Source organism: Streptomyces koelreuteriae (genome assembly GCF_018604545.1).
In the GTDB taxonomy this organism is placed as follows: domain Bacteria; phylum Actinomycetota; class Actinomycetes; order Streptomycetales; family Streptomycetaceae; genus Streptomyces; species Streptomyces koelreuteriae.
On sequence record NZ_CP075896.1, the window covers coordinates 6,534,333 to 6,558,855 of the forward strand.

At 69.9% G+C, this 24,523-nt stretch carries 22 protein-coding genes; 13 read left to right on the plus strand and 9 right to left on the minus strand.

Features of this window, described 5'->3' with window-relative positions; all coding sequences use genetic code 11:
* Positions 1-23: 23 nt before the first annotated feature.
* From KJK29_RS29415 to KJK29_RS29430, 4 genes are read left to right on the plus strand one after another with little or no spacing between them, the layout of a single operon-like run.
* Complete coding sequence (locus KJK29_RS29415) at positions 24-1,643, plus strand: glycoside hydrolase family 13 protein (protein ID WP_215122199.1); 1,620 nt, start codon at positions 24-26, stop codon at positions 1,641-1,643.
* A 37-nt stretch (positions 1,644-1,680) separates the two neighbouring features.
* The gene (locus tag KJK29_RS29420; protein WP_215122200.1) at positions 1,681-3,006 is read left to right on the plus strand and encodes an ABC transporter substrate-binding protein; all 1,326 of its coding nucleotides are present in this window, start codon (positions 1,681-1,683) and stop codon (positions 3,004-3,006) included.
* 6 nt (positions 3,007-3,012) lie between these two features.
* Positions 3,013-4,374 carry an ABC transporter permease subunit gene (locus KJK29_RS29425; protein ID WP_215122201.1) on the plus strand — a complete coding sequence of 454 codons (1,362 nt, stop codon included), beginning with the start codon at positions 3,013-3,015 and terminating at the stop codon, positions 4,372-4,374.
* Positions 4,371-5,210 (plus strand): carbohydrate ABC transporter permease, encoded by an 840-nt coding sequence (locus tag KJK29_RS29430; protein WP_215122202.1) that lies wholly within the window; start codon positions 4,371-4,373, stop codon positions 5,208-5,210. The genes KJK29_RS29425 and KJK29_RS29430 overlap by 4 nt, the downstream gene beginning before the upstream one ends.
* A gap of 130 nt (positions 5,211-5,340) precedes the next feature.
* Here KJK29_RS29430 and pgl read toward each other — a convergent pair whose 3' ends face one another.
* The 5 genes from pgl to tkt are packed head-to-tail and all read right to left on the minus strand — an operon-like array spanning position 5,341 to position 12,038.
* Positions 5,341-6,126, minus strand: a complete 786-nt coding sequence (gene pgl / locus KJK29_RS29435) for a 6-phosphogluconolactonase (RefSeq protein ID WP_215122203.1) — start codon at positions 6,124-6,126, stop codon at positions 5,341-5,343.
* A 13-nt stretch (positions 6,127-6,139) separates the two neighbouring features.
* Positions 6,140-7,273 (minus strand): glucose-6-phosphate dehydrogenase assembly protein OpcA, encoded by a 1,134-nt coding sequence (gene opcA, locus KJK29_RS29440; RefSeq protein ID WP_215122204.1) that lies wholly within the window; start codon positions 7,271-7,273, stop codon positions 6,140-6,142.
* A complete protein-coding gene (gene zwf / locus KJK29_RS29445; RefSeq protein ID WP_215122205.1) occupies positions 7,270-8,793 on the minus strand; it encodes a glucose-6-phosphate dehydrogenase in 1,524 nt (507 codons plus the stop codon). Before zwf ends, opcA begins: the two co-directional genes overlap by 4 nt.
* Positions 8,794-8,797: 4 nt before the next feature.
* A complete protein-coding gene (gene tal, locus KJK29_RS29450) occupies positions 8,798-9,916 on the minus strand; it encodes a transaldolase (protein WP_215122206.1) in 1,119 nt (372 codons plus the stop codon).
* A 34-nt stretch (positions 9,917-9,950) separates the two neighbouring features.
* A complete protein-coding gene (tkt, locus tag KJK29_RS29455; protein WP_215122207.1) occupies positions 9,951-12,038 on the minus strand; it encodes a transketolase in 2,088 nt (695 codons plus the stop codon).
* A gap of 385 nt (positions 12,039-12,423) precedes the next feature.
* Between tkt and KJK29_RS29460 the strand changes: the two genes are divergently transcribed.
* From KJK29_RS29460 to KJK29_RS29470, 3 genes are all read left to right on the plus strand, one after another.
* Positions 12,424-13,341, plus strand: a complete 918-nt coding sequence (locus KJK29_RS29460; RefSeq protein WP_215122208.1) for a heme o synthase — start codon at positions 12,424-12,426, stop codon at positions 13,339-13,341.
* A 58-nt stretch (positions 13,342-13,399) separates the two neighbouring features.
* Positions 13,400-13,732, plus strand: a complete 333-nt coding sequence (locus KJK29_RS29465; RefSeq protein ID WP_215122209.1) for a hypothetical protein — start codon at positions 13,400-13,402, stop codon at positions 13,730-13,732.
* 163 nt (positions 13,733-13,895) lie between these two features.
* Positions 13,896-15,002: an amidohydrolase family protein gene (locus KJK29_RS29470; RefSeq protein ID WP_215122210.1), complete on the plus strand. Its 1,107-nt coding sequence runs from the start codon at positions 13,896-13,898 to the stop codon at positions 15,000-15,002.
* On the opposite strand, the gene KJK29_RS29475 is transcribed toward KJK29_RS29470, so the two are convergent.
* Genes KJK29_RS29475 through KJK29_RS29490 form a run of 4 tightly spaced genes read right to left on the minus strand, consistent with a single transcriptional unit; the run spans position 14,999 to position 18,586 of the window.
* On the minus strand, positions 14,999-16,048 hold the full coding sequence (locus tag KJK29_RS29475; protein ID WP_215122211.1) for a COX15/CtaA family protein: 1,050 nt from the start codon (positions 16,046-16,048) through the stop codon (positions 14,999-15,001). The genes KJK29_RS29470 and KJK29_RS29475 overlap by 4 nt on opposite strands.
* A gap of 3 nt (positions 16,049-16,051) precedes the next feature.
* Complete coding sequence (locus KJK29_RS29480; RefSeq protein WP_215122212.1) at positions 16,052-16,822, minus strand: ABC transporter permease; 771 nt, start codon at positions 16,820-16,822, stop codon at positions 16,052-16,054.
* Positions 16,819-17,742, minus strand: coding sequence for an ABC transporter ATP-binding protein (locus KJK29_RS29485; RefSeq protein WP_215122213.1), 924 nt, complete (start codon positions 17,740-17,742; stop codon positions 16,819-16,821). Before KJK29_RS29485 ends, KJK29_RS29480 begins: the two co-directional genes overlap by 4 nt.
* A gap of 31 nt (positions 17,743-17,773) precedes the next feature.
* A complete protein-coding gene (locus KJK29_RS29490; RefSeq protein ID WP_215122214.1) occupies positions 17,774-18,586 on the minus strand; it encodes an aminoglycoside N(3)-acetyltransferase in 813 nt (270 codons plus the stop codon).
* 161 nt (positions 18,587-18,747) lie between these two features.
* On the opposite strand from KJK29_RS29490, the gene KJK29_RS29495 reads away from it, so the two are divergent.
* The 6 genes from KJK29_RS29495 to KJK29_RS29520 are packed head-to-tail and all read left to right on the plus strand — an operon-like array spanning position 18,748 to position 24,518.
* A complete protein-coding gene (locus KJK29_RS29495; RefSeq protein WP_215122215.1) occupies positions 18,748-19,500 on the plus strand; it encodes a helix-turn-helix transcriptional regulator in 753 nt (250 codons plus the stop codon).
* Positions 19,497-20,918, plus strand: a complete 1,422-nt coding sequence (sufB, locus tag KJK29_RS29500; RefSeq protein ID WP_053670664.1) for a Fe-S cluster assembly protein SufB — start codon at positions 19,497-19,499, stop codon at positions 20,916-20,918. Before KJK29_RS29495 ends, sufB begins: the two co-directional genes overlap by 4 nt.
* 55 nt (positions 20,919-20,973) lie before the next feature.
* Positions 20,974-22,158 carry a Fe-S cluster assembly protein SufD gene (gene sufD / locus KJK29_RS29505; protein WP_215122216.1) on the plus strand — a complete coding sequence of 395 codons (1,185 nt, stop codon included), beginning with the start codon at positions 20,974-20,976 and terminating at the stop codon, positions 22,156-22,158.
* Positions 22,155-22,478: a non-heme iron oxygenase ferredoxin subunit gene (locus tag KJK29_RS29510; protein ID WP_189731059.1), complete on the plus strand. Its 324-nt coding sequence runs from the start codon at positions 22,155-22,157 to the stop codon at positions 22,476-22,478. The genes sufD and KJK29_RS29510 overlap by 4 nt, the downstream gene beginning before the upstream one ends.
* Positions 22,479-22,485: 7 nt before the next feature.
* On the plus strand, positions 22,486-23,250 hold the full coding sequence (sufC, locus tag KJK29_RS29515) for a Fe-S cluster assembly ATPase SufC (protein WP_215122217.1): 765 nt from the start codon (positions 22,486-22,488) through the stop codon (positions 23,248-23,250).
* Positions 23,247-24,518, plus strand: coding sequence for a cysteine desulfurase (locus KJK29_RS29520; RefSeq protein ID WP_215122218.1), 1,272 nt, complete (start codon positions 23,247-23,249; stop codon positions 24,516-24,518). Before sufC ends, KJK29_RS29520 begins: the two co-directional genes overlap by 4 nt.
* Positions 24,519-24,523 lie beyond the last annotated feature (5 nt).

Genomic DNA, 24,523 nt, shown 5'->3' on the forward strand with positions numbered 1-24,523 from the left:
CTCCACAGAGACAGGTCGATGGGTTGAACAGGCACCACTGGTGGCGTGACGCAGTGATCTATCAGGTGTACGTCCGCAGCTTCCTCGACAGCACCGGCGACGGCATCGGCGATCTCGCCGGAGTCCGGGCCGGACTGCCGTATCTGAAGAAGCTCGGCGTCGACGGGATCTGGCTGAGCCCCTTCTATCCCTCGCCGCAGCACGACCACGGCTACGACGTGGCCGACTACTGCGACGTCGACCCGCTCTTCGGCGACCTCGCCGAGTTCGACCAGCTGGTCGGGGCCGCGCGGCGGCTCGGCGTGAAGGTGCTGCTCGACATCGTCCCGAACCACTGCTCCAGCGAGCACCCCTGGTTCCGCGAGGCCCTCGCCGCGGCTCCCGGCAGCGAGGCCCGCGCCCGCTTCCACTTCGCCGACGGCCGCGGCCCGGACGGCGACGAGCCGCCCAACAACTGGCACGCCATGTTCGGCGGGCCGGCGTGGAGCCGGGTGACCGAGGCGGACGGGCGGCCCGGCCAGTGGTACCTGCACATGTTCACGCCCGAGCAGCCCGACTGGAACTGGCGTGACCCGGAGGTCGCCGCCGAGTTCGACCGGGTCCTGCGCTTCTGGCTGGACCGGGGCGTCGACGGCTTCCGCATCGACGTCGCCGCCGGCCTCTACAAGCACCCCGAGCTGCCCGACTCCGACGACCCGGAGGCCGACGCCCGCACCCGCGACTCGGTCAACCCGCTCGCCTGGAACCAGCCCGAGGTACACGAGGTGTGGCGCCGCTGGCGCTCCATATGCGAGGACTACACCGAGCGCGACGGCTGCGAACGCCTCCTCGTCGGCGAGGTCTCCGTCCCGACCGCCCGCGAGCACGCCCGGTACGTCCGCCCGGACGAACTCCACCAGGCCTTCTTCTTCGACCTGCTCAGCGCCCCCTGGGACCCGGACGCCTTCCAGAAGGTCATCTCCGAGGCCATGCAGGACATCGCCGGGACCGGCTCGACGGTCACCTGGGTCCTCAACAACCACGACCAGGTCCGCACCGTCACCCGCTACGGCGAACCCGCCACCGAAGGCAGCGGCCTCGGCGCCGCCCGGGCCCGCGCCGCCGCGCTGCTGATGCTGGCACTGCCCGGCGCCGCCTACATCTACCAGGGCGAGGAGCTCGGCCTGCCCGAGGTCGTCGACCTGCCCGACGACGTGCTCACCGACCCGATCTTCCACCGCACCGGCAGCCGGGCCCGCATCCGCGACGGCTGCCGGGTGCCGCTGCCCTGGTCGGGGCAGGCCTCGCCCTTCGGCTTCACCTCCGGCGAGGAGAGCGCCAAGCCGTGGCTGCCGCAGCCGGAGTACTTCGCCGAGTACGCCACCGACCGCGCCCTCGCCGACACCCGCTCCTTCTGGCACCTGTACCGCGACGGCCTCCAACTGCGCGGCACCCTGCCTCAGCTGGGCGAGGGCACTTTGCGCTGGCTGGACGCCCCGCCCGGCGTCCTCGCCTTCGCCCGCGGCGACGACCTGGTGTGCGCCGTCAACTTCGGTACGGCACCCACCCCCGCGCCGGTCCCCGGCACCCCTCTGCTCGCCAGCGGCCCCTGCCCCGCCGGGGTACTGCCCGGCTCCACGGCCGCCTGGTGGATCCGTTCCTGAACTCCCCGCAAGTCAACTCCCCGAAGGGACATCAACGATGATGCGACGACGTACCACCCTGCTCGCCGGCTGCACCGCCCTCGCCCTGTCGCTCGGCGCGACCGCCTGCGGCGGCGGCCCCGTCGCGGCCGGAGGCGGCGACAAGGCCCTCAGCGGCCAGACCGTCACCGTGGCCGGCGTCTGGTCCGGCACCGAGCAGAAGAACTTCCAGAAGGTGCTCGACGCCTTCACCGAGAAGACCGGCGCCAAGACGCAGTTCACGTCCACCGGCGACAACGTATCCACCGTCGTCGGCAGCAAGATCGAGGGTGGCAACGCCCCCGACGTCGTGATGGTCCCGCAGGTCGGCGTGCTCAAGCAGTTCGCGCAGAAGGGCTGGCTCAAGCCGCTGTCGAAGAAGACCGAGCAGGCCGTCGACGCGGGCTACGCCCCCGTGTGGAAGAAGTACGGCAGCGTCGACGGCACCCTCTACGGCCTGTACTTCAAGGCCGCCCACAAGTCGACCGTCTGGTACAGCCCCGACGCCCTCGCCCAGGCCGGCGTGAAGCCGCCGAAGTCGTACGACGAGATGCTCAAGGCCGGGCAGACCGTGTCCGACTCCGGGCTCGCCGCGTTCTCCGTCGCCGGACAGGACGGCTGGACCCTCACCGACTGGTTTGAGAACGTCTACCTGTCGCAGGCCGGACCCGAGAAGTACGACGCCCTCGCCGCGCACAAGCTGAAGTGGACCGACGCGTCGGTCGTCGACGCCCTCACCACGCTCGGCAAGCTCTTCCAGGACAAGCAGCTCATCGCCGGCGGCCAGAAGGGCGCGCTGAACACCGACTTCCCCGGCTCCGTGGAGAAGGTCTTCGGACCCGAGCCCGAGGCCGGCATGGTCTACGAGGGCGACTTCGTCGCCGGCGTCGCCAAGGACCAGTTCGGCAAGACCGTCGGCAAGGACGCGAACTTCTTCCCGTTCCCCGCGGTCGGCGGCGGTGAGGCTCCGGTCGTCAGCGGCGGTGACGCGGCCGCCGTCCTGAAGGACGGCAAGAACCAGAAGGCCGCGCAGGCCCTCACGGAGTACCTGGCCACGCCGGAGGCCTCCGAGGTGTGGGCCGAGGCGGGCGGCTTCCTCTCCCCGAACAAGGAACTCGACCTCGCCAAGTACGGCGACGATGTCACCCGCGCCACCGCCAAGTCCCTCGTCCAGGCCGGGGACTCGGTCCGCTTCGACATGTCCGACCAGGCCCCCGCGGCCTTCGGCGGCACCAAGGGCACCGGCGAGTGGAAGCTGCTCCAGGACTTCCTGCGCGACCCGTCCGACCCGAAGGGCACCGCGGCGAAGCTGGAGGCCGCGGCGGCCAAGGCGTACCAGGACTGATACGCCATGACAGCGACCCTCGTGAAAGAGACGAGTCCACCGCCGCCCGGCACGATCGCCGACCGGACGCGGCGACTGCGCCGGCGCGGCAAGGTCATCGCCCTGCTGTTCGTGCTGCCCGCGCTGCTGCTGCTCGGCGCGCTCGTCGTCTACCCCGTGCTGTTCAGCATCGGCCGCAGCTTCTTCGACGCCTCCGGGACGACGTTCGTCGGCGGCGACAACTACGCCGAGATGTTCAGCGACCCGGCGACCCTCAACGCCGTCCGCAACACGGCCATCTGGGTCGTCGTCGCACCGGCCCTGCTGACCGGCCTCGGGCTGATCCTGGCCGTCCTGGTGGAGAAGGTCCGCTGGGCCACCGCCTTCAAACTGCTCCTCTTCATGCCGATGGCGGTCTCCTTCCTCGCCGCCGGCATCATCTTCCGCCTCGCCTACGACGAGGACCCCGACAAGGGCGTCCTCAACGCGGCGGTCGTCTCCGTCCACGACGCGTTCGAGGGCTCCTCGTCCTACCCGACGGCCCGGGGACGTGACGGGCAGGGTCTGACCAAGGAGAAGGACGGGTCGTACCGCACGAGCCAGAGCGTGTCACCGGGCAACGCGGTGACGCTCCCGCTGGTCGGCGTACTGCCCGACGACCTGCCGGGCGGGACGAAGCCGGCGTACGCGGCGGCGGGACAGAAGGCCGCCGCCGACGAAGTGCGCGGCGTGGTCTACCTGGACTTCACGCCCGGCGGGGGAGGGGAGCAGGGCAAGGTCGACCGGAGCGAGAGCGGACTGCCCGAGATGAAGGTCGAGGCGGTGCGCGACGGCAAGACGGTCGCCACGGCGACCACCGCCTCCGACGGCTCCTTCCGCTTCCAGGGCCTCGAACCCGGCTCCTACGCGGTGCAGTTGCCCTCGTCCAACTTCGCCCCGCCCTACGAGGGCGTCTCCTGGCTCGGACCGGCCCTGGTCACACCGGCGATCATCGGCGCGTACCTGTGGATCTGGACCGGCTTCTCCATGGTGCTCATCGGCGCCGGACTGGCGACGCTGCCGCGCGACACGCTGGAGGCGGCGCGGATGGACGGCGCCAACGAATGGCAGATCTTCCGGCGGATCACCGTGCCGCTGCTGGCACCCGTCCTGACCGTCGTCTTCATCACCCTGGTCATCAACGTGATGAAGGTCTTCGACCTCGTCTACATCATCGCGCCCGGGCCGGTACAGGAAGACGCGACCGTCCTCGCGACGCAGATGTGGCTGGTGTCGTTCGGCGGCGGCAACAACCAGGGACTCGGCAGCGCACTCGGAGTGCTGCTCCTGCTCCTGGTGGTCCCGGCCATGGTGTTCAACGTCCGCCGCTTCCGAAGGAGTCAGCGATGAACGCGGTTCGGCGCGGGTTGGGCAACGGAGTCGTCCAGGCCTTCCTCGTGATCGTGGGCCTGGTGTGGATGACGCCGCTGGCCGGGCTGTTCCTGTCCTCGATGCGGTCCGCCGAGGAGACCGCGAAGGGCGGCTGGTGGACGGTGTTCACCAGCCCGGGGCAGCTGTCCTTCGACAACTACTCGGAGCTGCTGGGGAACGCCGGGATCACGACGGCGTTCTGGAACACGGTGCTGATCTCGGTGCCGACCACGGTTCTGGTCGTCGTCATCGCCGCGCTCGCGGGGTACGCCTTCGCGTGGCTGGACTTCCCCGGGCGGGAGACGATCTTTCTGGTCGTGGTCGCGTTGCTGGTGGTGCCCGTGCAGATCGGGCTGCTGCCGGTCGCGAAACTCTTCGGGCAGCTGGGGCTGTTCGGGACGATCCCGGGTGTCGTGCTCTTCCATGTCGCCTACGGGCTGCCGTTCGCGGTGTTCCTGCTGCGGAACTACTTCTCCGAGATACCGAAGGAGATGCTGGAGGCCGCGCGCATGGACGGGGGCAGTGAGTGGCGTATCTTCACGCGGCTCGTGCTGCCCGTGGGGCGGCCGGCGATCGCCTCCCTGGCCATCTTCCAGTTCCTGTGGGTGTGGAACGACATGCTGGTGGCGTTGCTGTTCGCGGACAGTGCGTCGCAGCCGTTGACGGTGGAACTCCAGTCGCAGATCCGGCAGTTCGGCAGCAACATCGATGTGCTGGCGCCGGGGGCGTTCGTGTCCCTGGTCGTGCCTGTGGTCGTGTTCTTCGCGTTCCAGAAGCACTTTGTGCAGGGCGTGATGGCGGGGTCGGTCAAGTAGCCGCTGCCTGTTCGCGTACCAGGGGGCTCCGCCCCCTGGACCCCCGCCTGTGCCCACCCACCACCCGAAACTGTCCTTGATGGGTGGGCCAAGGCCCGGAGGATCCAGGGGGCGGAGCCCCCTGGTATGCCTATGCCGACGCCGGCGGATACAGCGAGCGCGGGAGCTGGGAGGCCGCCGCCCCGTCCAGCAGCCACAGCGTCCGGCTGCGGCCGTACGCCCCCGCCGCCGGGGCCTGGATCTCGCCCGCGCCCGAGAGCGCGATCGCCGCGGCCTGGGCCTTGTCCTCGCCCGCCGCCAGGAGCCACACCTCACGAGCCGCCCGGATCGCAGGCAACGTCAGCGTCACCCGGGTCGGAGGCGGCTTGGGCGCGCCGTGGACGCCGACGACCGTACGGTCCGTCTCCCGGACCGCGGGAAGCTCCGGGAACAGGGACGCGACATGCGTGTCCGGACCGACGCCCAGCATCAGGACGTCGAACGTCGGCACGGGGCCGTGGTTCTCCGGGCCGGCCGCTCGGGCAAGTTCCTCCGCGTACGCGGCCGCCGCCGCGTCCACGTCGGCGCCGTCGGGGCCGTCCGACGCGGGCATCGCGTGCACCCGCTTCGGATCGAGCGGCACCGTGTCCAGCAGCGCCTCCCTCGCCTGCGTGATGTTGCGCTCCGGGTCGCCCTCGGGCAGGAACCGCTCGTCGCCCCACCAGAGGTCGAGCCGGCTCCAGTCGACGGCGTCCCGGGCGGGCGCCGCGGCCAGGGCGGCCAGCAGGCCGTTGCCGTTGCGGCCGCCCGTGAGGACCACGGACGCCGAGCCCCGGGAGGCCTGGGCGTCCACGATCTTCGTGATCAGCCGGGCCGCCGCGGCCTGCGCCATCAGCTCCTTGTCGCGGTGCACGACCAGCTGCGGTGCCGTACTCACTTCGTCGTAGCCCTCACTTCGTCGTCGCCTTCCGTACCGGTTCCAGCGCGGGAGCTTCCTGCTTCAGCGGTTCCTGCGCCGTCGCTTCCGCAGCGGGTGCTTTCGCAGCCCTTTCGACGGGAGCGGGGAGGGCGAGGCGGCCTCGCCCGTCACTTTTGGGCTCTCCGCTCTCTCCTTTGGCCACCGGCTCCCCGGAGACCCGAGGGGCCGGAGCCGACCAGGAGGACTTCAGCCGGTCCACCCCGTACCGCAGGGCCGACGCGTAGGTGTCGTCCGGGTCCAGCCGCCGCAGCTCCTCCGCTATCAGCTCGGCCGTGTCCCGGCGCTTGAGCGCCACTCCGCGGTCCGGCTGGCCGTCGATGGAGAGCGTGGCGAGGGAGCCGTCCGCACGGTCCAGCTTGATCGGACCGCAGTTGGTGTCCATACGGACCGCCGTCAGACCGGGTCCGCCGGACAGCGAGCGCTTCACGGGCACGTCCAGCCGGTCCGCGAGCCACATCGCCAGCAGCTCGCAGCTCGGGTTGAACTCCTCGCCCTCCACCTCGACGGCCCTGACCTCGCAGGTGACCTGGTCGAGGGCCGCCGCCAGCATGGAGCGCCAGGGCGTGATGCGGGTCCAGGACAGGTCCGTGTCGCCGGGGGTGTAGGTCCCCGACCGGGTCGCCAGGTCCCGTACCGGCTGCTCGGAGGCGTAGGTGTCGGTGACACGGCGCTGGCCGAGGGCCCCGAGGGGGTCCTTCGCCGGGTCGAGCGGCGCGTTCACCGGCCACCACACCACCACCGGGGCGTCCGGCAGCAGCAGCGGCAGCACCACCGACTGGGCGTGCTCGGCGACCTCGCCGTACAGGCGGAGCACCACCGTCTCGCCCGAACCGGCGTCCGCGCCGAGGCGGACCTCCGCGTCCAGGCGGGACTGCGTACGGTCGCGGGGCGAGCGGGAGACGCGCTTGATGACGACGAGCGTGCGCGAGGGATGCTCGTGCGAGGCGTCGTTCGCCGCCTTCAGGGCGTCGTAGGCGTTCTCCTCGTCCGTCACGATGACCAGCGTGAGCACCATGCCGACCGCCGGGGTGCCGATCGCCCGGCGCCCCTGCACCAGCGCCTTGTTGATCTTGCTGGCGGTGGTGTCCGTCAGGTCTGTCTTCATGGCCGGCGCCAGCTCCGTCCGTGTCGCTCGAGCATTTCGTCCGCCTCGACGGGCCCCCAGGTACCGGCCGGGTACTGCGCGGGCTTGCCGTTCTTGTCCCAGTACTCCTCGATCGGGTCGAGGATCTTCCAGGACAGCTCGACCTCCTCGGTGCGCGGGAAGAGGTTCGAGTCACCGAGGAGAACGTCCAGGATGAGACGCTCGTACGCCTCCGGGCTGGACTCCGTGAAGGACTCGCCGTAGGCGAAGTCCATGGACACGTCCCGGATCTCCATCGACGTGCCGGGGACCTTCGAACCGAAGCGGACCGTCACACCCTCGTCCGGCTGGACGCGGATGACGATCGCGTTGGAGCCCAGTTCCTCGGTGGCCGTCGTGTCGAAGGGGGAGTGCGGGGCCCGCTGGAAGACGACCGCGATCTCCGTCACCCGGCGGCCGAGCCGCTTGCCGGTGCGCAGATAGAAGGGGACGCCCGCCCAGCGGCGGTTGTCGATCTCCAGCTTGATCGCGGCGTAGGTGTCGGTCTTCGACGAGGCGTTGATGCCGTCCTCGTCGAGATAGCCGGTCACCTTCTCGCCGCCCTGCCAGCCGGCCGCGTACTGGCCGCGCACGGTGTCCCGGCCCATGTCCTTCGGCAGCCGCACGGCGCCGAGCACCTTGGTCTTCTCGGCGGCCAGCGCGTCCGCGTCGAAGGAGGCCGGCTCCTCCATGGCCGTGAGGGCCAGGAGCTGGAGCAGGTGGTTCTGGATGACGTCACGGGCGGCGCCGATGCCGTCGTAATACCCGGCGCGGCCGCCGATGCCGATGTCCTCGGCCATGGTGATCTGCACATGGTCCACGAGGGACCGGTTCCAGATCGGCTCGAACATCGTGTTGGCGAAGCGCAGCGCCAGGATGTTCTGGACGGTCTCCTTGCCGAGGTAGTGGTCGATCCGGAAGACCTGCTCCGGGGCGAACACCTCGTGGACGACCTTGTTGAGCTCCTCGGCCGACTTCAGGTCGTGCCCGAAGGGCTTCTCGATGACCGCGCGCCGCCAGGAGCCGCCCTGCTGGTCGGCCAGCTGGTGCTTCTTCAGCTGCTGGATGACCACCGGGAAGGACTTCGGCGGCACGGAGAGGTAGAAGGCGAAGTTGCCGCCCGTGCCCTGGGCCTTGTCCAGCTCCTCGATCGTGGAGCGCAGCCGCTCGAACGCGTCGTCGTCGTCGAACGTGCCCTGCACGAAGCGCATGCCCTGGATGAGCTGCTGCCAGACCTCCTCGCGGAAGGGCGTGCGGGCATGCTCCTTGACCGCGTCGTGGACCTCCTGTGCGAAGTCCTCGTGCGCCCACTCACGGCGCGCGAAACCCACCAGCGAGAAGCCCGGCGGCAGCAGACCCCGGTTGGCGAGGTCGTAGACGGCGGGCATGAGCTTCTTGCGTGACAGGTCGCCCGTGACGCCGAAGATGACCAGGCCCGACGGCCCCGCGATACGCGGGAGCCGTCGGTCCGCGGGGTCACGCAGCGGGTTGCTGCTCGACACCTGTTCAGCCCTCCGAGGGGGCGAGGCGCTTGAGCTCGGCCTCGGTCGACTTCAGCAGATCGTTCCAGGACGCCTCGAACTTCTCGACGCCCTCGTCCTCGAGCAGCTGGACCACGTCGTCGTACTTGATCCCGAGCTGCTCGACCGCGTCGAGGTCGGCACGGGCCTGCTCGTACGTGCCGGCGAGGGTGTTGCCGGTGATCGAGCCGTGCTCCTCGGTGGCGTACAGGGTCGCCTCCGGCATGGTGTTCACCGTGTTCGGCGCGACCAGCTCGTCGACGTACAGGGTGTCCTTGTACGCCTTGTCCTTGACGCCGGTGGAGGCCCACAGCGGACGCTGCTTGTTGGCGCCCTCGCGCTCCAGCGCGCTCCAGCGGTCGCCCGAGAAGACCTCCTCGTACGCCTGGTAGGCGAGCCGGGCGTTGGCGATGGCGGACTTGCCGCGCAGCGCCTTGGCCTCGGGGGTGCCCAGGGCGTCGATGCGCTTGTCGATCTCGGTGTCGACACGCGAGACGAAGAAGGACGCCACCGAGTGGATCTTGGACAGGTCCAGGCCCTTGGCCTTGGCCTTCTCCAGACCGGACAGGTAGGCCTCCATCACCTCGCGGTAGCGCTCCAGCGAGAAGATCAGCGTGACGTTGACGCTGATGCCGTTGCCGATCGTCTCGGCGATGGCCGGCAGACCCGCCTTGGTGGCCGGGATCTTGATGAGCGTGTTGGGGCGGTCCACCAGCCAGGCGAGCTGGCGGGCCTCGGCGACCGTCGCCTTGGTGTTGTGGGCGAGGCGCGGGTCGACCTCGATCGAGACCCGGCCGTCCTGGCCGTCGGTGGCGTCGAAGACCGGGCGCAGGATGTCGGCGGCGTCGCGGACGTCCGCCGTGGTGATCATGCGGATGGCCTCTTCGACGGTGACCTTGCGGGCGGCGAGGTCCGACAGCTGCTGGTCGTAGCCGTCACCCTCGGAGATCGCCTTCTGGAAGATCGTCGGGTTGGTGGTGACGCCCACGACGTGCTGCTGGTCGATCAGCTCGGCGAGGTTGCCGGACGTGATGCGCTTGCGCGACAGGTCGTCCAGCCAGATCGCGACGCCTTCCTCGGAGAGGCGCTTGAGTGCGTCTGTCATGGAAATTCCATCTCCTACGTGTCGTATATGAGCGTCAGCGCTGAGCTGCGGCGATCGATTCCCGGGCGGCGGCGGCCACGTTCTCGGCAGTGAAGCCGAACTCGCGGAAAAGGACCTTGCCGTCGGCCGAAGCACCGAAGTGCTCCAGGGAAACGATGCGGCCGGCGTCCCCGACGTAACGGTGCCAGGTCAGTCCGATACCGGCCTCGACCGCGACGCGGGCCTTGACGGCCGGCGGAAGGACGCTGTCCCGGTACCCCTGGTCCTGCTGCTCGAACCACTCCACCGACGGCATGGACACCACGCGCGTGGGCACGCCGGCGCCCTGGAGCTGCTCGCGCGCCTCGACGGCGACGTGCACCTCCGAGCCGGTGGCGATGAGGACGACCTCGGGCTCGCCGCCGTCGGCCTCGAAGAGGACGTACCCGCCCTTGGCGGCGTCCTCGTTGGGCGCGTACGTCGGCACACCCTGACGCGTCAGCGCCAGACCGTGCGGCTGCCCCTTGCCGAACTCCTTCGTCCAGCGCTTGAGGATCTCGCGCCAGGCGATCGCGGTCTCGTTGGCGTCCGCCGGGCGCACCAGGTTCAGGCCCGGGATCGCCCGCAGCGACGCCAGGTGCTCGATCGGCTGGTGCGTCGGGCCGTCCTCGCCCAGACCGATGGAGTCGTGCGTCCACACGTACGTCACCGGCAGGTGCATCAGCGCCGACAGCCGCACCGCGTTGCGCATGTAGTCGGAGAAGACGAGGAACGTGCCGCCGTAGATCCGGGTGTTGCCGTGCAGCGCGATGCCGTTCATCTCGGCGGCCATCGCGTGCTCGCGGATACCGAAGTGGATCGTGCGGCCGTACGGGTTCGCCTCCTGAAGCGGGTTGTCCGCCGGGAGGAACGACGACGTCTTGTCGATCGTGGTGTTGTTCGAACCGGCCAGGTCGGCCGAGCCGCCCCACAGCTCCGGGATGACCCCGCCGAGGGCCTGGAGGACCTTGCCGGAGGCGGCACGCGTGGCCACGCCCTTGCCGACCTCGAAGACCGGGATCTTCTCCTCCCAGCCCTTGGGCAGCTCGCCCTTGGCGACGCGGTCGTACTCGGCGGCGAGGTCGGGGTGGTTGTCCCGCCACTGCTGGTACGCCTTCTCCCACACGGCGCGGGCCGCCTGGCCCCGCTCCAGCGCCTTGCGGGTGTGCGTGATGACCTCGTCGGAGACCTCGAAGCTCTGCTCCGGGTCGAAGCCGAGGACACGCTTGGTCGCGGCGACCTCGTCGTCACCCAGCGCCGAGCCGTGCGCGGCCTCGGTGTTCTGCGCGTTCGGGGCCGGCCAGGCGATGATCGAGCGCATCGCGATGAACGACGGCCGGTCGGTGACGGCCTTGGCCGCCTCGATCGCGTCGTAGAGCGCGTGCGGGTCCAGGTCGCCGTCCGGCTTCGGGGCCACGCGCTGCACGTGCCAGCCGTAGGCCTCGTACCGCTTCACCGTGTCCTCGGACACGGCCGTCTCGGTGTCGCCCTCGATCGAGATGTGGTTGTCGTCCCACAGCAGGACCAGGTTGCCCAGCTTCTGGTGGCCCGCCATCGACGAGGCCTCGGCGGAGATGCCCTCCTGCAGACAGCCGTCACCGGCGACGCAGTAGACGAAGTGGTCGAAGGGGGACTCGCCCTCGGCGGCCTCCGGGTCGAACAGACCGCGCTCGTAGCGGGCGGCCATCGCCATGCCCACCGCGTTCGCGACACCCTGTCCGAGCGGGCCGGTCGTGGTCTCCACACCGGTCGTGTGCCCGTACTCGGGGTGACCGGGGGTCTTCGAACCCCAGGTGCGGAAGGACTTCAGGTCGTCCAGCTCCAGGCCGAAACCGGCCAGGTACAGCTGGGTGTAGAGGGTCAGGGACGAGTGGCCGGCGGACAGCACGAAGCGGTCCCGTCCGACCCAGTCGGCGTCCGCCGGGTCGTGCCGCATCACCTTCTGGAAGAGGGTGTAGGCGGCAGGCGCCAGGCTCATCGCCGTACCCGGATGGCCGTTGCCGACCTTCTGTACGGCATCGGCGGCCAGGACACGCGCGGTGTCGACGGACCGCTGGTCCAACTCGGTCCACTCGAGGTCTGTGGTGGTCGGCTTGGTGCTCACCCTGGGTCAGGGCTCCTCTCCACATGTTTCGGATGCCGGTGTATCGGGGCGCCCACCGGCCGCAGTCGAGCCTACCCCCGTGGGACGTGCGTTTTTTCGAGTCACTCCAGAGTGCCGGGGCTCATCCCGATCCGCCTCCTGACTGGGCCGTACCGCATTCGGCAAGTGAATACGGAGCCGCTCATCCGGGTGCTCAATCGAGCTTGGACGCGCCCGTCGGAACCCTCCCCTCAACACGAGACGACCCCCGCGAATGTCCGAGTCTGGGCAACGTCTAAAGTGGCGTGGTACGCGCGAGCCTTTACCGGTACTTCACACGGCTGAGGCTCGCTGGGATGTCTCTGTAGGGGTGTGCGTGACGGCCGTTGAATCCCGTCCAGCGGGGATGACCGGGACGGACCAGAGCCCGGCCCACCGGCCGCTCGGGGCCCGTGTCATGGCGTTCGTGGCTCTCACCAAGCCGCGGATCATCGAGCTGCTGCTGATCACCACGGTTCCCGTGATGTTCCTGGCGCAGCAGGGTGTGCCCGACCTGACGCTGGTGCTGCTGACCTGCGTCGGCGGTTACCTGTCGGCAGGCGGCGCCAACGCGCTCAACATGTACATCGACCGCGACATCGACGCGCTGATGGACCGCACCTCGCAGCGCCCGCTGGTCACCGGCATGGTCAGCCCGCGCGAGTGCCTGGCCTTCGGCATCACCCTGGCCGTCGTCTCGACCCTGCTGTTCGGCCTCGCGGTCAACTGGCTCTCGGCCTGGCTCTCCCTCGGCGCGCTCCTGTTCTACGTCGTCGTCTACACGATGATCCTCAAGCGCCGTACCTCGCAGAACATCGTCTGGGGCGGCATCGCCGGCTGTCTGCCCGTGCTGATCGGCTGGTCCTCGGTCACGAACTCCATGTCGTGGGCGCCGATCATCCTCTTCCTCGTCATGTTCTTCTGGACGCCGCCGCACTACTGGCCGCTGTCGATGAAGGTGAAAGAGGACTACGCGCGCGTGGGCGTGCCGATGCTGCCGGTGGTCGCCTCCAACAAGGTGGTCGCCAAGCAGATCGTGATCTACAGCTGGGTCATGGTCGGCGTCTCGCTCCTGCTGACCCCGCTCGGCTACACGGGCTGGTTCTACACGGCGGTCGCCCTGCTGGCCGGCGGCTTCTGGCTGTGGGAGGCACACGGCCTGCAGAACCGCGCCAAGGCCGAGGTGACGGGCGCCAAGCTCAAGGAGATGCGCCTCTTCCACTGGTCGATCACCTACGTGTCGATCCTGTTCGTGGCCGTCGCGGTCGACCCGTTCCTGCGCTGACGTACGTCACAGGGCCCTCCCCTCGCCAGTCGATCTACTCGTGAGTAGCATCCTGACCATGGCAGACACGCAGCAGGTTGACCCGAAGGCCGAGCGCAAGGTCGCCCGGCTCGCCAAGCAGATCACCGCCTTCTCCAAGGACCACGGCGGCGCCGAGGGCCAGATCGCCTACCTCGGCGAACGCGGCGCCCGCATCGTCCTCGTCGGCGAGGACGGCAACTGGGGCGACCTGGTCGCCCCCTCGCACGAGATCGCCGAGCAGGCGGTGGAGAAGTCGGGCATCACCCGCCACGAGTCCTTCGACGGCGAATTCGCCGCCAAGGTGACGACGGGCCGCTACGAGTGGACCCGCATGGCGGGCATCCAGGTAGGCGGCCCGTCCAACGGTTGAGCAACTGGCCTCTTGTCTTCAGGGGCGCGGGGAACTGCGCGAACAACCACAGATCACCCGCACCCGCCGAACAATCCGCCACCTCCCACGACGGACCGCGACCTGAACCCCGCTTCACCCGTTAGGACCCTTGGAACAACAGGGTCCACACCGGGGAGCCCGGATGATCGAAACGCCGTCCCTAGTGGACCAGTACTGCCACGGAGTACTCCGCACAGAGCTGGGCCTCGGCACCTTCGAGGCCCACCTCTCCCGCACCGAGGGCCCACCCGCCCCCGGCACCACCCTCTTCGACACCCAGACCGGCTTCGCCGTACGCCGCTGGTGCCCGCCCCTGCTCGGCCTGGAACCCCACTGCACCCCGGCCCACTACCTGGCCCGCCGCCGTGAACTGGGCGTCCTGGAGTCCGGCCGCCGTCTCCTGCGCGGCAGCGGCATCACGACGTACCTCGTCGACACCGGCCTCCCCGGCGACCTCACCGAGCCCCGCGAACTGGCCTCCGCCGGCGCCGCCGAGGCCCACGAGATCGTGCGCCTGGAACTGCTCGCCGAGCAGGTCGCCGACACCTCCGGAACCGTCGAGTCCTTTCTCGCGAACCTCGCCGAGTCCGTGCACGCCGCCGCCGCGCACGCCGTCGCGTTCACCTCGGTCGCGGGCGTCCGGCACGGCCTCGCGCTCGCGCCCGAGCCGCCCGGACCGGGAGAGGTGCGGGGAGCCGCCGGCCGCTGGCTCGCGGGGCGCGGGGTCGGCGGGGAGCTGAGCGACCCCGTGCTGCTGCGGCATCTGCTGTGGAGCGCCGTCGCCTCGGGGCTGCCGCTCCAGCTGCACGCGGGGCTCGGGGCGCCGGGCCTGCGCATCGACCGTACGGACCCGGTGCTGCTGACGGACTTCGTACGGGCCACGGCCGGGCTCGGCACGGACCTCGTCCTGCTGCACGGCTACCCGTACCACCGGCACGCCGCCCATCTCGCCGGTGTCTTCCCGCATGTCTACGTCGACTGCGGCGCCGCCCTGGTGCGTACCGGCGCCCGGGCCGCGACCGTCCTCGCGGAGATGCTGGAGCTGGCCCCGTTCGGCAAGATCCTCTTCTCCAGCGGCGCCCAGGGGCTGCCCGAACTGCACGTGGTGGCGGCCCGGCTGTTCCGCGAGGCGCTCGGCCGGGTGCTCGGCACCTGGGTCGCCGAGGACGCGTGGTCCCTGACCGACGCGCAGCGGGTGGCGGGGATGCTGGCGTCGGGGAACGCGCGCAGGGTGTACGGGCTCGACTAGGCCTTCGTCAGGGAGGCCTCGGCGGCGGGGCCGGGCAGGTCCACGGGCGCCTCGGTGCGCTCCCGCAGCGACATCATCACCAGCAGCACCCAGATCCACATCACGGCCGAGCCGAACATGTGCAGGCCGACCAGGACCTCGGGGAGGTCCGTGAAGTACTGGACGTATCCGATGACGCCCTGCGCGAGCAGGATCAGGAACAGCTCCCGGGTGCGCTTCAGCGGGCCCTTCGGTGCGTCGACCGCCTTGAGGACGAACCACAGGGCGAAGGTCAGCGTCACCACGATCCACGCCAGCACGGCGTGCAGCTTGCTCACCGTCTCCCAGTCGACCGGCATCCGCTCGACCTCGCTGGAGTCGCCCGCGTGCGGGCCCGCGCCGGTGACCACCGTGCCGACCAGGATGAGCAGGACGGCGGCCGCGGTCAGGAACCACACCAGCTGCCGCACGGCCTTGCCGACCAGCGGACGCGGCGGGGTGTCGCCCTCACGGGTGCGCTGCCACATCACCGTGGCCACCGCGATGAGCGCGGACGTCGCCACGAAGTGGGCCGCGACCGTGTACGGGTTCAGACCCACCAGCACCACGATGCCGCCGAGCACCGCGTTGCTCATCACGATCCAGAACTGCGCCCAGCCCAGCCGGACCAGGCCGGGCCGGTACGGCTTCCGGGAGCGCGCGGCGATGATCGCCCAGCCGACGGCCGCGCACAGCACGTACGTCAGCATGCGGTTGCCGAACTCGATGACGCCGTGGACGCCCATCTCGCTGGTTGCGGTGAGGGAGTTCTCGGTGCACTTGGGCCAGGTCGGGCAGCCCAGGCCCGAGCCGGTCAGCCGTACGGCACCGCCGGTGACCACGATGAGCACCGACATCACGACGGCGGACATGGCGGCCCGCTGGACGGTCCGGGGTTCCGGGGTCCAGCGGGCGGCGATGAAGGCGAGCGGGTTGCGCAGGGCGGCCTTGGCGTCGGCGCGGGTCACTTTTGGCACGCGACCCATCGTAGGGCGCCGCTTGTGCACGCTTTCACGAGGGTCCCTCATGGCCTACTCCCAGCGGAAGAACCGTCCGGCGGCGGCCAGCCCGGCCACCGCCCAGACCGCGAGGATCCCCAGGTCGGCCCAGGGCGTCCCGGCACCGTGCTGGAGCACGTCCCGCAGCCCGTCGGACAGCGCCGCGATGGGCAGCAGGCCGAGTACGTCCTGCGCGCCCTCGGGGAACTTGTCCAGCGGGACGACGACCCCGCCGCCGACGAGCAGCAGCAGGAACACCAGGTTGGCGGCGGCCAGCGTCGCCTCGGCCTTCAGCGTCCCGGCCATCAGCAGGCCGAGGCCCGAGAAGGCCGCCGTACCGAGGACGAGGAGCAGCAGGACGGCGAACGGGTTGCCCTGCGGCGACCAGCCGAGCGCGAAGGCGATCACCGTCAGCAGGACCACCTGGAGTACCTCGGTGACCAGCACGGACAGTGTCTTCGCCGTCATCAGGCCCCAGCGCGGCAGGGGCGAGGAGGCGAGCCGCTTCAGCACGCCGTAGCGGCGCTCGAAGCCGGTCGCGATCGCCTGGCCGGTGAACGCCGTCGACATCACCGCGAGCGCGAGAATGCCGGGGGCGAGGAAGTCGACGGTCTTCCCCTCGCCCGTGTCGACGATGTCCACGGTGCTGAACAGGACGAGCAGCAGGGTCGGGATCACGACCGTCAGCAGCAGCTGCTCGCCGTTGCGCAGCAGCATCTTCGTCTCGAGCACGGCCTGGGCCGCGATCATGCGGGGCAGGGGCGCGGCCCCCGGCTTCGGCGCATAGATGCCGGTGGCGGTCACGAACGCAGCTCCTTACCCGTCAGTTCGAGGAAGACGTCCTCCAGGGAATGCCGCTCCACCGAGATCTTCTCCGGCATCACGCCGTGCTGGGCGCACCAGGAGGTGACCGTGGCGAGGAGCTGCGGGTCGATCTTGCCGATGACCCGGTAGGAACCCGGCGTCAGCTCGGCGGCCGAGGAGTCGGCGGGCAGGGCCTTGAGCAGGGAGCCCACGTCCAGGCCGGGGCGGCCGGTGAAGCGGAGCGTGTTCTCGGCGCCGCCCTTGCACAGCTCCTCCGGGGAGCCCTGCGCGATGACCCGGCCCGCGTCGATGATCGCCACGTCGTCGGCGAGCTGCTCGGCCTCGTCCATGTAGTGGGTGGTGAGGATCACCGAGACGCCGTCGGCGCGCAGGTCCCGGACCAGGTCCCAGGTGGCGCGGCGGGCCTGCGGGTCGAGACCGGCGGTCGGCTCGTCCAGGAACACCAGCTCGGGGCGCCCGACCACGGCCATCGCCAGCGCGAGCCGCTGCTGCTGCCCGCCCGACAGGCGCCGGTAGGTCGTACGCCCGCAGGAGCCGAGCCCCAGGCGTTCGATGAGCGCGTCCACGTCCAGGGGATGAGCGTGCAGCTTGGCCACGTGGCGGAGCATCTCGTCGGCCCTGGAGCCCGAGTACACGCCGCCGGACTGGAGCATCACGCCGATGCGGGGCCGCAGCCGCCCGGACTCCCTGACCGGGTCGAGGCCCAGGACTCGCACCGTGCCGGCGTCCGGCTTCCGGTACCCCTCGCAGGTCTCGACCGTCGTCGTCTTGCCCGCCCCGTTGGGGCCGAGCACGGCGGTCACACCCTCCCGGGCCACCAGGTCGAGCCCGTCCACCGCGGTCTTCGGGCCGTACCGCTTCACCAGGGCCTGGACCTGGACCACGGGCTCACTTCGCATGGGTCCAGAGTCTAGGTAGGCGCGCGGGGGCTCAGACCGGGGGGTGCGGGAACTCCTCCTCACGCGGCCGGTGCACCGCCAGCCACCGTTCGGCGTAGGCCACCGCGTCCGCCACCGGGAACAGCCGTGCCTCGGCCGCCCCCACCTTCCCGCGTACGACGGGACGGTCCCGTTCGAAGTCGTAGCCCAACTCGTCGAAGCGGTCCGAGCTGATCGACACCTCGGTGACGGTCTCCCAGCCGTTCGGACCGGGCCGGCCCACCGCGACGCGCGGGGACGGTATGCGGTACTCGGCGAGGTGGAAGCCGGTGCAGGAGGCGTAGCCGGCGCCGAGCAGCAGGACCCGGGCGCCCGTCGCCTCCAGCTTCGCGAGCGGGCTTCGCTCGCCGAGCCTGCAGTCGCTCGCGTGTCCCTCGGTCAGCTCCGCCGCGCGCGGCCCGACCGCCGCGAACGAGGTCTGCGGATGGGCGCTGCGCTTCGCGCCGGGCCAGGTCCGTACCGTCTCCGGGACGACTCCGACCCCGCGTGCGGGCGTGATCCGGGGGTCGTAGGCGGGCATGGTGGCGCGGATGGCCGCCCACCATTCCGGCGGTACGGGCGGTCCCCGCCACAGGGCCGGGTCGGAGATGTCCCCGGTCTGGGTGGGGACGACCAGGGTTCCCTCCGGGCCCAGTGCGTCGAGCAGCCCCAGCACCACCGTGACGGCGCCGCCGTTGACCCAGCCGAGGGCGCTGAGCGAGGAGTGCACGAGGAGGGTCTCGCCGGGCCGTACGCCCAGTTCGCCCAACTGCGTCCGCAGTGTGTCCCGGGTGACAAGAGGGCCGGTCGGAGGGGGTGTGGCCATGGTTCGGGAGTGTCCCCGAAGGTGCTCCGGCATGCCAGCGGTTTGATCGATCAAAGATCGTTTCCGCAGGTCAGGTTAGCTTTACCTAAGTGACGCAAGGCACCGTCGAGCGGGCCGGACGTGGCTTGCCCGGTCCTGAAGAATTACGCAACAATGGCGTTGTGAAAAACGTCGGCGAGGCTCGGGAGGCTCCCATGGGTGCCCCACAGGAGGAGCTCGCGACCGGTGAGCGGTCCACCCGCAACCGCGTCGCGCGATCCATCCTGGACCACGGCCCGTCGACCGTCGCCGAGCTCGCGGAGCGGCTGCGCCTCACCCATGCGGCCGTGCGCCGGCACCTCGACGCCCTCGCGGGCGACGGTGTCGTGGAAGCGCGCGAGCAGCGGGTCTACGGCGCGCGCACCCGCGGCCGCCCCGCCAAGGCGTTCGCCCTGACGGACTGCGGCCGGGACGCCTTCGACCAGTCCTACGACAAGCTCGCGGCGGACGCGCTGCGCTGGATCGCCGACCGCGAGGGAGGCAGCGAGGCCATCGCCGCCTTCGCCCGCGCCAGGATCGCCGCCCAGGGAGGCGCGTACCGCGAGGCGGTCGAGGCCGCCCCGCCCGAGAAGCGGACCGAAGCGCTGGCCAAGGCCCTGAGCGCGGACGGGTACGCTGCTACGGCGCGCAGCGCCCCCCACCCGCAGAAGGGTGAGCAGCTCTGCCAGCACCACTGCCCGGTCGCCCACGTCGCCGAGCAGTTCCCCCAGTTGTGCGAGGCGGAGACGGAATTTTTCGCCGAGCTGCTCGGTACGCACGTACAGCGGCTCGCCACCATCGCGCACGGCGACGGCGTCTGCACGACGTTCATCCCCAAGATTTCCCACACCACTGACAACGCATCCGCAAGCACGGCCGGGAGGAACCCCGCATGACTCTCCCCACGGAGACTGCCCACCCTGAGCTCGAGGGCCTGGGCAAGTACGAATACGGCTGGGCCGACTCCGACACGGCCGGCGCCTCTGCCAAGCGCGGCATCAACGAGGACGTCGTCCGCGACATCTCCGACAAGAAGAGCGAGCCGGAGTGGATGACCAAGCTCCGTCTCAAGGGTCTGCGCCTGTTCGAGAAGAAGCCCATGCCGAACTGGGGCTCGGACCTGTCGGGGATCGACTTCGACAACATCAAGTACTTCGTGCGCTCCACGGAGAAGCAGGCGGAGTCCTGGGAGGACCTGCCCGAGGACATCAAGGCCACGTACGACAAGCTCGGCATCCCCGAGGCGGAGAAGCAGCGCCTCGTCGCCGGTGTCGCCGCCCAGTACGAGTCCGAGGTCGTCTACCACCAGATCCGCGAGGACCTGGAGGAGCAGGGCGTCATCTTCCTCGACACCGACACGGCCCTGAAGGAGCACCCGGAGCTCTTCAAGGAGTACTTCGGGACCGTCATCCCCGTCGGTGACAACAAGTTCGCGTCGCTGAACTCCGCCGTGTGGTCGGGCGGCTCCTTCATCTACGTGCCGCCGGGCGTCCACGTGGAGATCCCGCTCCAGGCCTACTTCCGCATCAACACGGAGAACATGGGCCAGTTCGAGCGGACCCTGATCATCGTCGACGAGGGTGCCTACGTGCACTACGTCGAGGGCTGCACCGCCCCGATCTACAAGTCGGACTCGCTGCACTCCGCGGTCGTCGAGATCATCGTCAAGAAGAACGCCCGCTGCCGCTACACGACCATCCAGAACTGGTCGAACAACGTCTACAACCTGGTCACCAAGCGTGCCGTGGCCTACGAGGGCGCGACCATGGAGTGGGTCGACGGCAACATCGGCTCCAAGGTGACGATGAAGTACCCGGCCGTCTACCTGATGGGCGAGCACGCCAAGGGCGAGACCCTGTCCATCGCCTTCGCCGGCGAGGGCCAGCACCAGGACGCGGGCGCCAAGATGGTCCACATGGCGCCGAACACGTCGTCCAACATCGTCTCGAAGTCCGTCGCGCGCGGCGGTGGCCGTACCTCCTACCGCGGCCTCATCGAGATCGGCGAGGGCGCCCCGGGCTCGAAGTCCAACGTGCTCTGTGACGCGCTGCTCGTCGACACGATCTCCCGCTCGGACACCTACCCCTACGTGGACGTCCGCGAGGACGACGTGTCCATGGGCCACGAGGCGACCGTCTCCAAGGTCTCCGAGGACCAGCTCTTCTACCTGATGAGCCGCGGTCTGTCCGAGGACGAGGCCATGGCGATGATCGTGCGCGGCTTCGTCGAGCCCATCGCCAAGGAGCTCCCCATGGAGTACGCGCTGGAGCTCAACCGGCTGATCGAGCTGCAGATGGAAGGCGCGGTCGGCTAACCCCACCGCAGTCCATCAAGCCCTTACGTAACGGAAAGCGAGCACTACGACAGCCATGGCTGAGGCCCAGAACATCCCGGTGGGCGCCACCACCACCGGCTCGATCGCGGTGGCGGCCGAGTCGACCGTCGCCACCCGCATGAGCGCGCCCCCCTCCTTCGACGTGGCGGACTTCCCCGTCCCGCACGGCCGGGAGGAGGAGTGGCGGTTCACCCCGCTGGAGCGCCTGCGCGGTCTGCACGACGGCACCGCCGTGGCGAACGGCAACGGCGTGAAGGTCGACGTCCAGGCCCCCGAGGGCGTCACCGTCGAGGCCGTCGGCCGCGACGACGCGCGGCTCGGCAAGGCGGGCATCCCGGTGGACCGCGTCGCCGCCCAGGCCTACTCCGCCTTCGAGAAGGCCTCGGTCGTGAGCGTCCCCAAGGAGACGGTCCTCACCGAGCCGATCCGCATCGCGGTGCACGGCGAGGGCGGGACCGCCTTCGGCCACCAGGTGATCGAGCTGGGCGCCTTCGCCGAGGCCGTCGTGGTCATCGACCACACCGGTGACGCGGTGCTCGCCGCCAACGTCGACTACCTCCTGGGCGACGGCGCCAAGCTGACCGTCGTCTCCGTCCAGGACTGGGACGAGAAGACGGTCCACGTCGCCCAGCACAACGCGCTCGTCGGCCGCGACGCCTCCTTCAAGTCGGTCGTCGTCACCTTCGGCGGCGACGTCGTCCGGCTGCACCCGCGCGTCACGTACGCCGGCCCCGGCGGCGAGGCCGAGCTGTTCGGTCTGTACTTCACCGACCAGGGCCAGCACCAGGAGCACCGCCTCCTGGTCGACCACAACGTCCCGCACTGCAAGTCGAACGTCGTCTACAAGGGCGCGCTCCAGGGCGAAGAGGCCCACGCGGTGTGGATCGGCGACGTGCTCATCGAGGCCAAGGCCGAGGGCACCGACACGTACGAGATGAACCGCAACCTGGTCCTCACGGACGGGGCGCGCGTGGACTCCGTACCCAACCTCGAGATCGAGACCGGCGAGATCGTCGGCGCCGGCCACGCCTCGGCGACCGGCCGCTTCGACGACGAGCAGCTCTTCTACCTCATGGCCCGCGGCATCCCGGAGCACGAGGCCCGCCGTCTCGTGGTCCGCGGCTTCTTCGCCGAGCTGGTCCAGCAGATCGGCCTCCCCGACATCGAGGAGCGCCTGATCGCCAAGATCGAGGAAGAGCTGGAGGCGTCGGTGGCATGAGCCTCGCATTCGTACGCGTCTGTGGACTGAGCGAGCTGGAGGACGACACCCCCAAGCGGGTGGAACTCGACGGCACGCCCATGTCCATCGTGCAGACCGAGGGCGAGGTGTTCGCGGTGTACGACATCTGCTCGCACGCGAACGTCTCCCTGTCGGAGGGCGAGGTCGACGACTGTCACATCGAGTGCTGGCTGCACGGCTCGCGCTTCGACCTCCGTTCCGGCAAGCCCGACGCCCTTCCGGCGACGCGCCCCGTCCCCGTATACCCCGTAAAGATCGAAGGGGACGACGTGCTCGTCTCCCTCACCCAGGAGTCCTGAGGCACCCATGGCAACGCTTGAAATCCGAGACCTGCACGTCACCGTCGAGGCCGACAACGCCACGAAGGAGATCCTCAAGGGCGTCGACCTCACCGTGAAGCAGGGCGAGACGCACGCCATCATGGGCCCGAACGGCTCCGGCAAGTCGACCCTCGCCTACTCCCTCGCGGGTCACCCGAAGTACACGATCACCGGCGGCACCGTCACCCTCGACGGCGAGGACGTCCTGGAGATGTCCGTCGACGAGCGGGCCCGCGCCGGCCTCTTCCTCGCCATGCAGTACCCGGTCGAGGTCCCCGGCGTCTCCGTCTCCAACTTCCTGCGCACCTCCGCCACCGCCATCCGCGGCGAGGCCCCCAAGCTGCGCACCTGGGTGAAGGAGGTCAAGGAGGCCATGCAGCGCCTCAACATCGACCCCGCCTTCGCCGAGCGCAACGTCAACGAGGGCTTCTCCGGCGGTGAGAAGAAGCGCCACGAGATCCTTCAGCTCGAGCTGCTCAAGCCGAAGGTCGCGGTTCTCGACGAGACCGACTCCGGCCTGGACGTCGACGCCCTGCGCGTGGTGTCCGAGGGCGTCAACCGTGTCCGTGAGACGGGCGAGGTCGGCACCCTGCTGATCACCCACTACACGCGCATCCTCCGCTACATCAAGCCCGACCACGTGCACGTCTTCTCCGGCGGCCGCATCGTCGAGTCCGGCGGCGCCGAGCTCGCCGACAAGCTGGAGAACGAGGGCTACGAGGCATACACGAAGGGTGGCGCATCCGCGTGACACAGCTGCCGGGCCTCCTCACTGAGTCCAATCTTCTTGGCGAGGCGCTCCGCAAGGACTTCCCGATCCTGGACCGCCAGGTCCATGACGGAAAGAAGCTCGTCTACCTCGACAACGCCGCGACCTCGCAGACCCCGCGCCAGGTCATCGACGTGCTCGACGAGTACTACGAGCAGCACAACGCCAACGTCCACCGTGGCGTGCACGTCCTCGCCGAGGAGGCCACGGCGCTGTACGAGGGCGCGCGCGACAAGGTCGCGGAGTTCATCAACGCGCCCTCGCGCAACGAGGTGATCTTCACCAAGAACGCCTCGGAGTCGCTCAACCTCGTGGCGAACATGCTGGGCTGGGCCGACGAGCCCTACCGCGTGGACGCCGAGACCGAGATCGTCATCACGGAGATGGAGCACCACTCCAACATCGTGCCGTGGCAGCTGCTCGCGCAGCGCACGGGCGCGAAGCTGAAGTGGTTCGGCCTCACCGACGACGGCCGCCTGGACCTGTCCAACATCGACCAGGTCATCACCGAGAAGACGAAGATCGTCTCCTTCGTGCTGGTCTCCAACATCCTGGGCACCCAGAACCCGGTCGAGGCCATCGTGCGCCGCGCCCAGGAGGTCGGTGCGCTGGTGTGCGTCGACGCCTCCCAGGCAGCGCCGCACATGCCGCTGGACGTACAGGCCCTGCAGGCCGACTTCGTGGCCTTCACCGGCCACAAGATGTGCGGCCCGACCGGCATCGGCGTCCTGTGGGGACGGCAGGAACTCCTGGAGGACCTGCCCCCGTTCCTCGGCGGCGGCGAGATGATCGAGACGGTGTCGATGCACTCCTCGACCTACGCCCCGGCGCCCCACAAGTTCGAGGCGGGCACGCCCCCGATCGCCCAGGCGGTCGGACTCGGCGCGGCGATCGACTATCTCAACTCGATCGGCATGGACAAGATCTTCGCCCACGAGCACGCGCTCACCGAGTACGCGGTGAAGCGGCTCCTGGAGGTCCCCGACCTCCGGATCATCGGCCCCACCACGGCCGAGGAGCGGGGCGCGGCGATCTCCTTCACCCTCGGGGACATCCACCCGCACGACGTGGGCCAGGTCCTCGACGAGCAGGGCATCGCGGTCCGGGTCGGCCACCACTGCGCGCGGCCGGTCTGCCTGCGCTACGGAATTCCCGCGACCACACGAGCGTCGTTCTATCTGTACTCCACGCCGGCCGAGATCGACGCACTGGTCGACGGCCTGGAGCACGTACGGAACTTCTTCGGCTGAGAGGC

Bases quoted from the DNA above. Each gene is read 5' to 3' on its own strand.
- KJK29_RS29420 (WP_215122200.1), top strand. From the start codon at position 1,681: ATGATGCGACGACGTACCACCCTGCTCGCCGGCTGCACCGCCCTCGCC.
- KJK29_RS29425 (WP_215122201.1), top strand. From the start codon at position 3,013: ATGACAGCGACCCTCGTGAAAGAGACGAGTCCACCGCCGCCCGGCACG.
- KJK29_RS29430 (WP_215122202.1), top strand. From the start codon at position 4,371: ATGAACGCGGTTCGGCGCGGGTTGGGCAACGGAGTCGTCCAGGCCTTC.
- opcA (WP_215122204.1), bottom strand. From the start codon at position 7,273: ATGAAGACAGACCTGACGGACACCACCGCCAGCAAGATCAACAAGGCG.
- tal (WP_215122206.1), bottom strand. From the start codon at position 9,916: ATGACAGACGCACTCAAGCGCCTCTCCGAGGAAGGCGTCGCGATCTGG.
- KJK29_RS29460 (WP_215122208.1), top strand. From the start codon at position 12,424: ATGACCGGGACGGACCAGAGCCCGGCCCACCGGCCGCTCGGGGCCCGT.
- KJK29_RS29465 (WP_215122209.1), top strand. From the start codon at position 13,400: ATGGCAGACACGCAGCAGGTTGACCCGAAGGCCGAGCGCAAGGTCGCC.
- KJK29_RS29470 (WP_215122210.1), top strand. From the start codon at position 13,896: ATGATCGAAACGCCGTCCCTAGTGGACCAGTACTGCCACGGAGTACTC.
- KJK29_RS29475 (WP_215122211.1), bottom strand. From the start codon at position 16,048: ATGAGGGACCCTCGTGAAAGCGTGCACAAGCGGCGCCCTACGATGGGT.
- KJK29_RS29485 (WP_215122213.1), bottom strand. From the start codon at position 17,742: ATGCGAAGTGAGCCCGTGGTCCAGGTCCAGGCCCTGGTGAAGCGGTAC.
- KJK29_RS29490 (WP_215122214.1), bottom strand. From the start codon at position 18,586: ATGGCCACACCCCCTCCGACCGGCCCTCTTGTCACCCGGGACACACTG.
- sufB (WP_053670664.1), top strand. From the start codon at position 19,497: ATGACTCTCCCCACGGAGACTGCCCACCCTGAGCTCGAGGGCCTGGGC.
- sufD (WP_215122216.1), top strand. From the start codon at position 20,974: ATGGCTGAGGCCCAGAACATCCCGGTGGGCGCCACCACCACCGGCTCG.
- KJK29_RS29510 (WP_189731059.1), top strand. From the start codon at position 22,155: ATGAGCCTCGCATTCGTACGCGTCTGTGGACTGAGCGAGCTGGAGGAC.
- sufC (WP_215122217.1), top strand. From the start codon at position 22,486: ATGGCAACGCTTGAAATCCGAGACCTGCACGTCACCGTCGAGGCCGAC.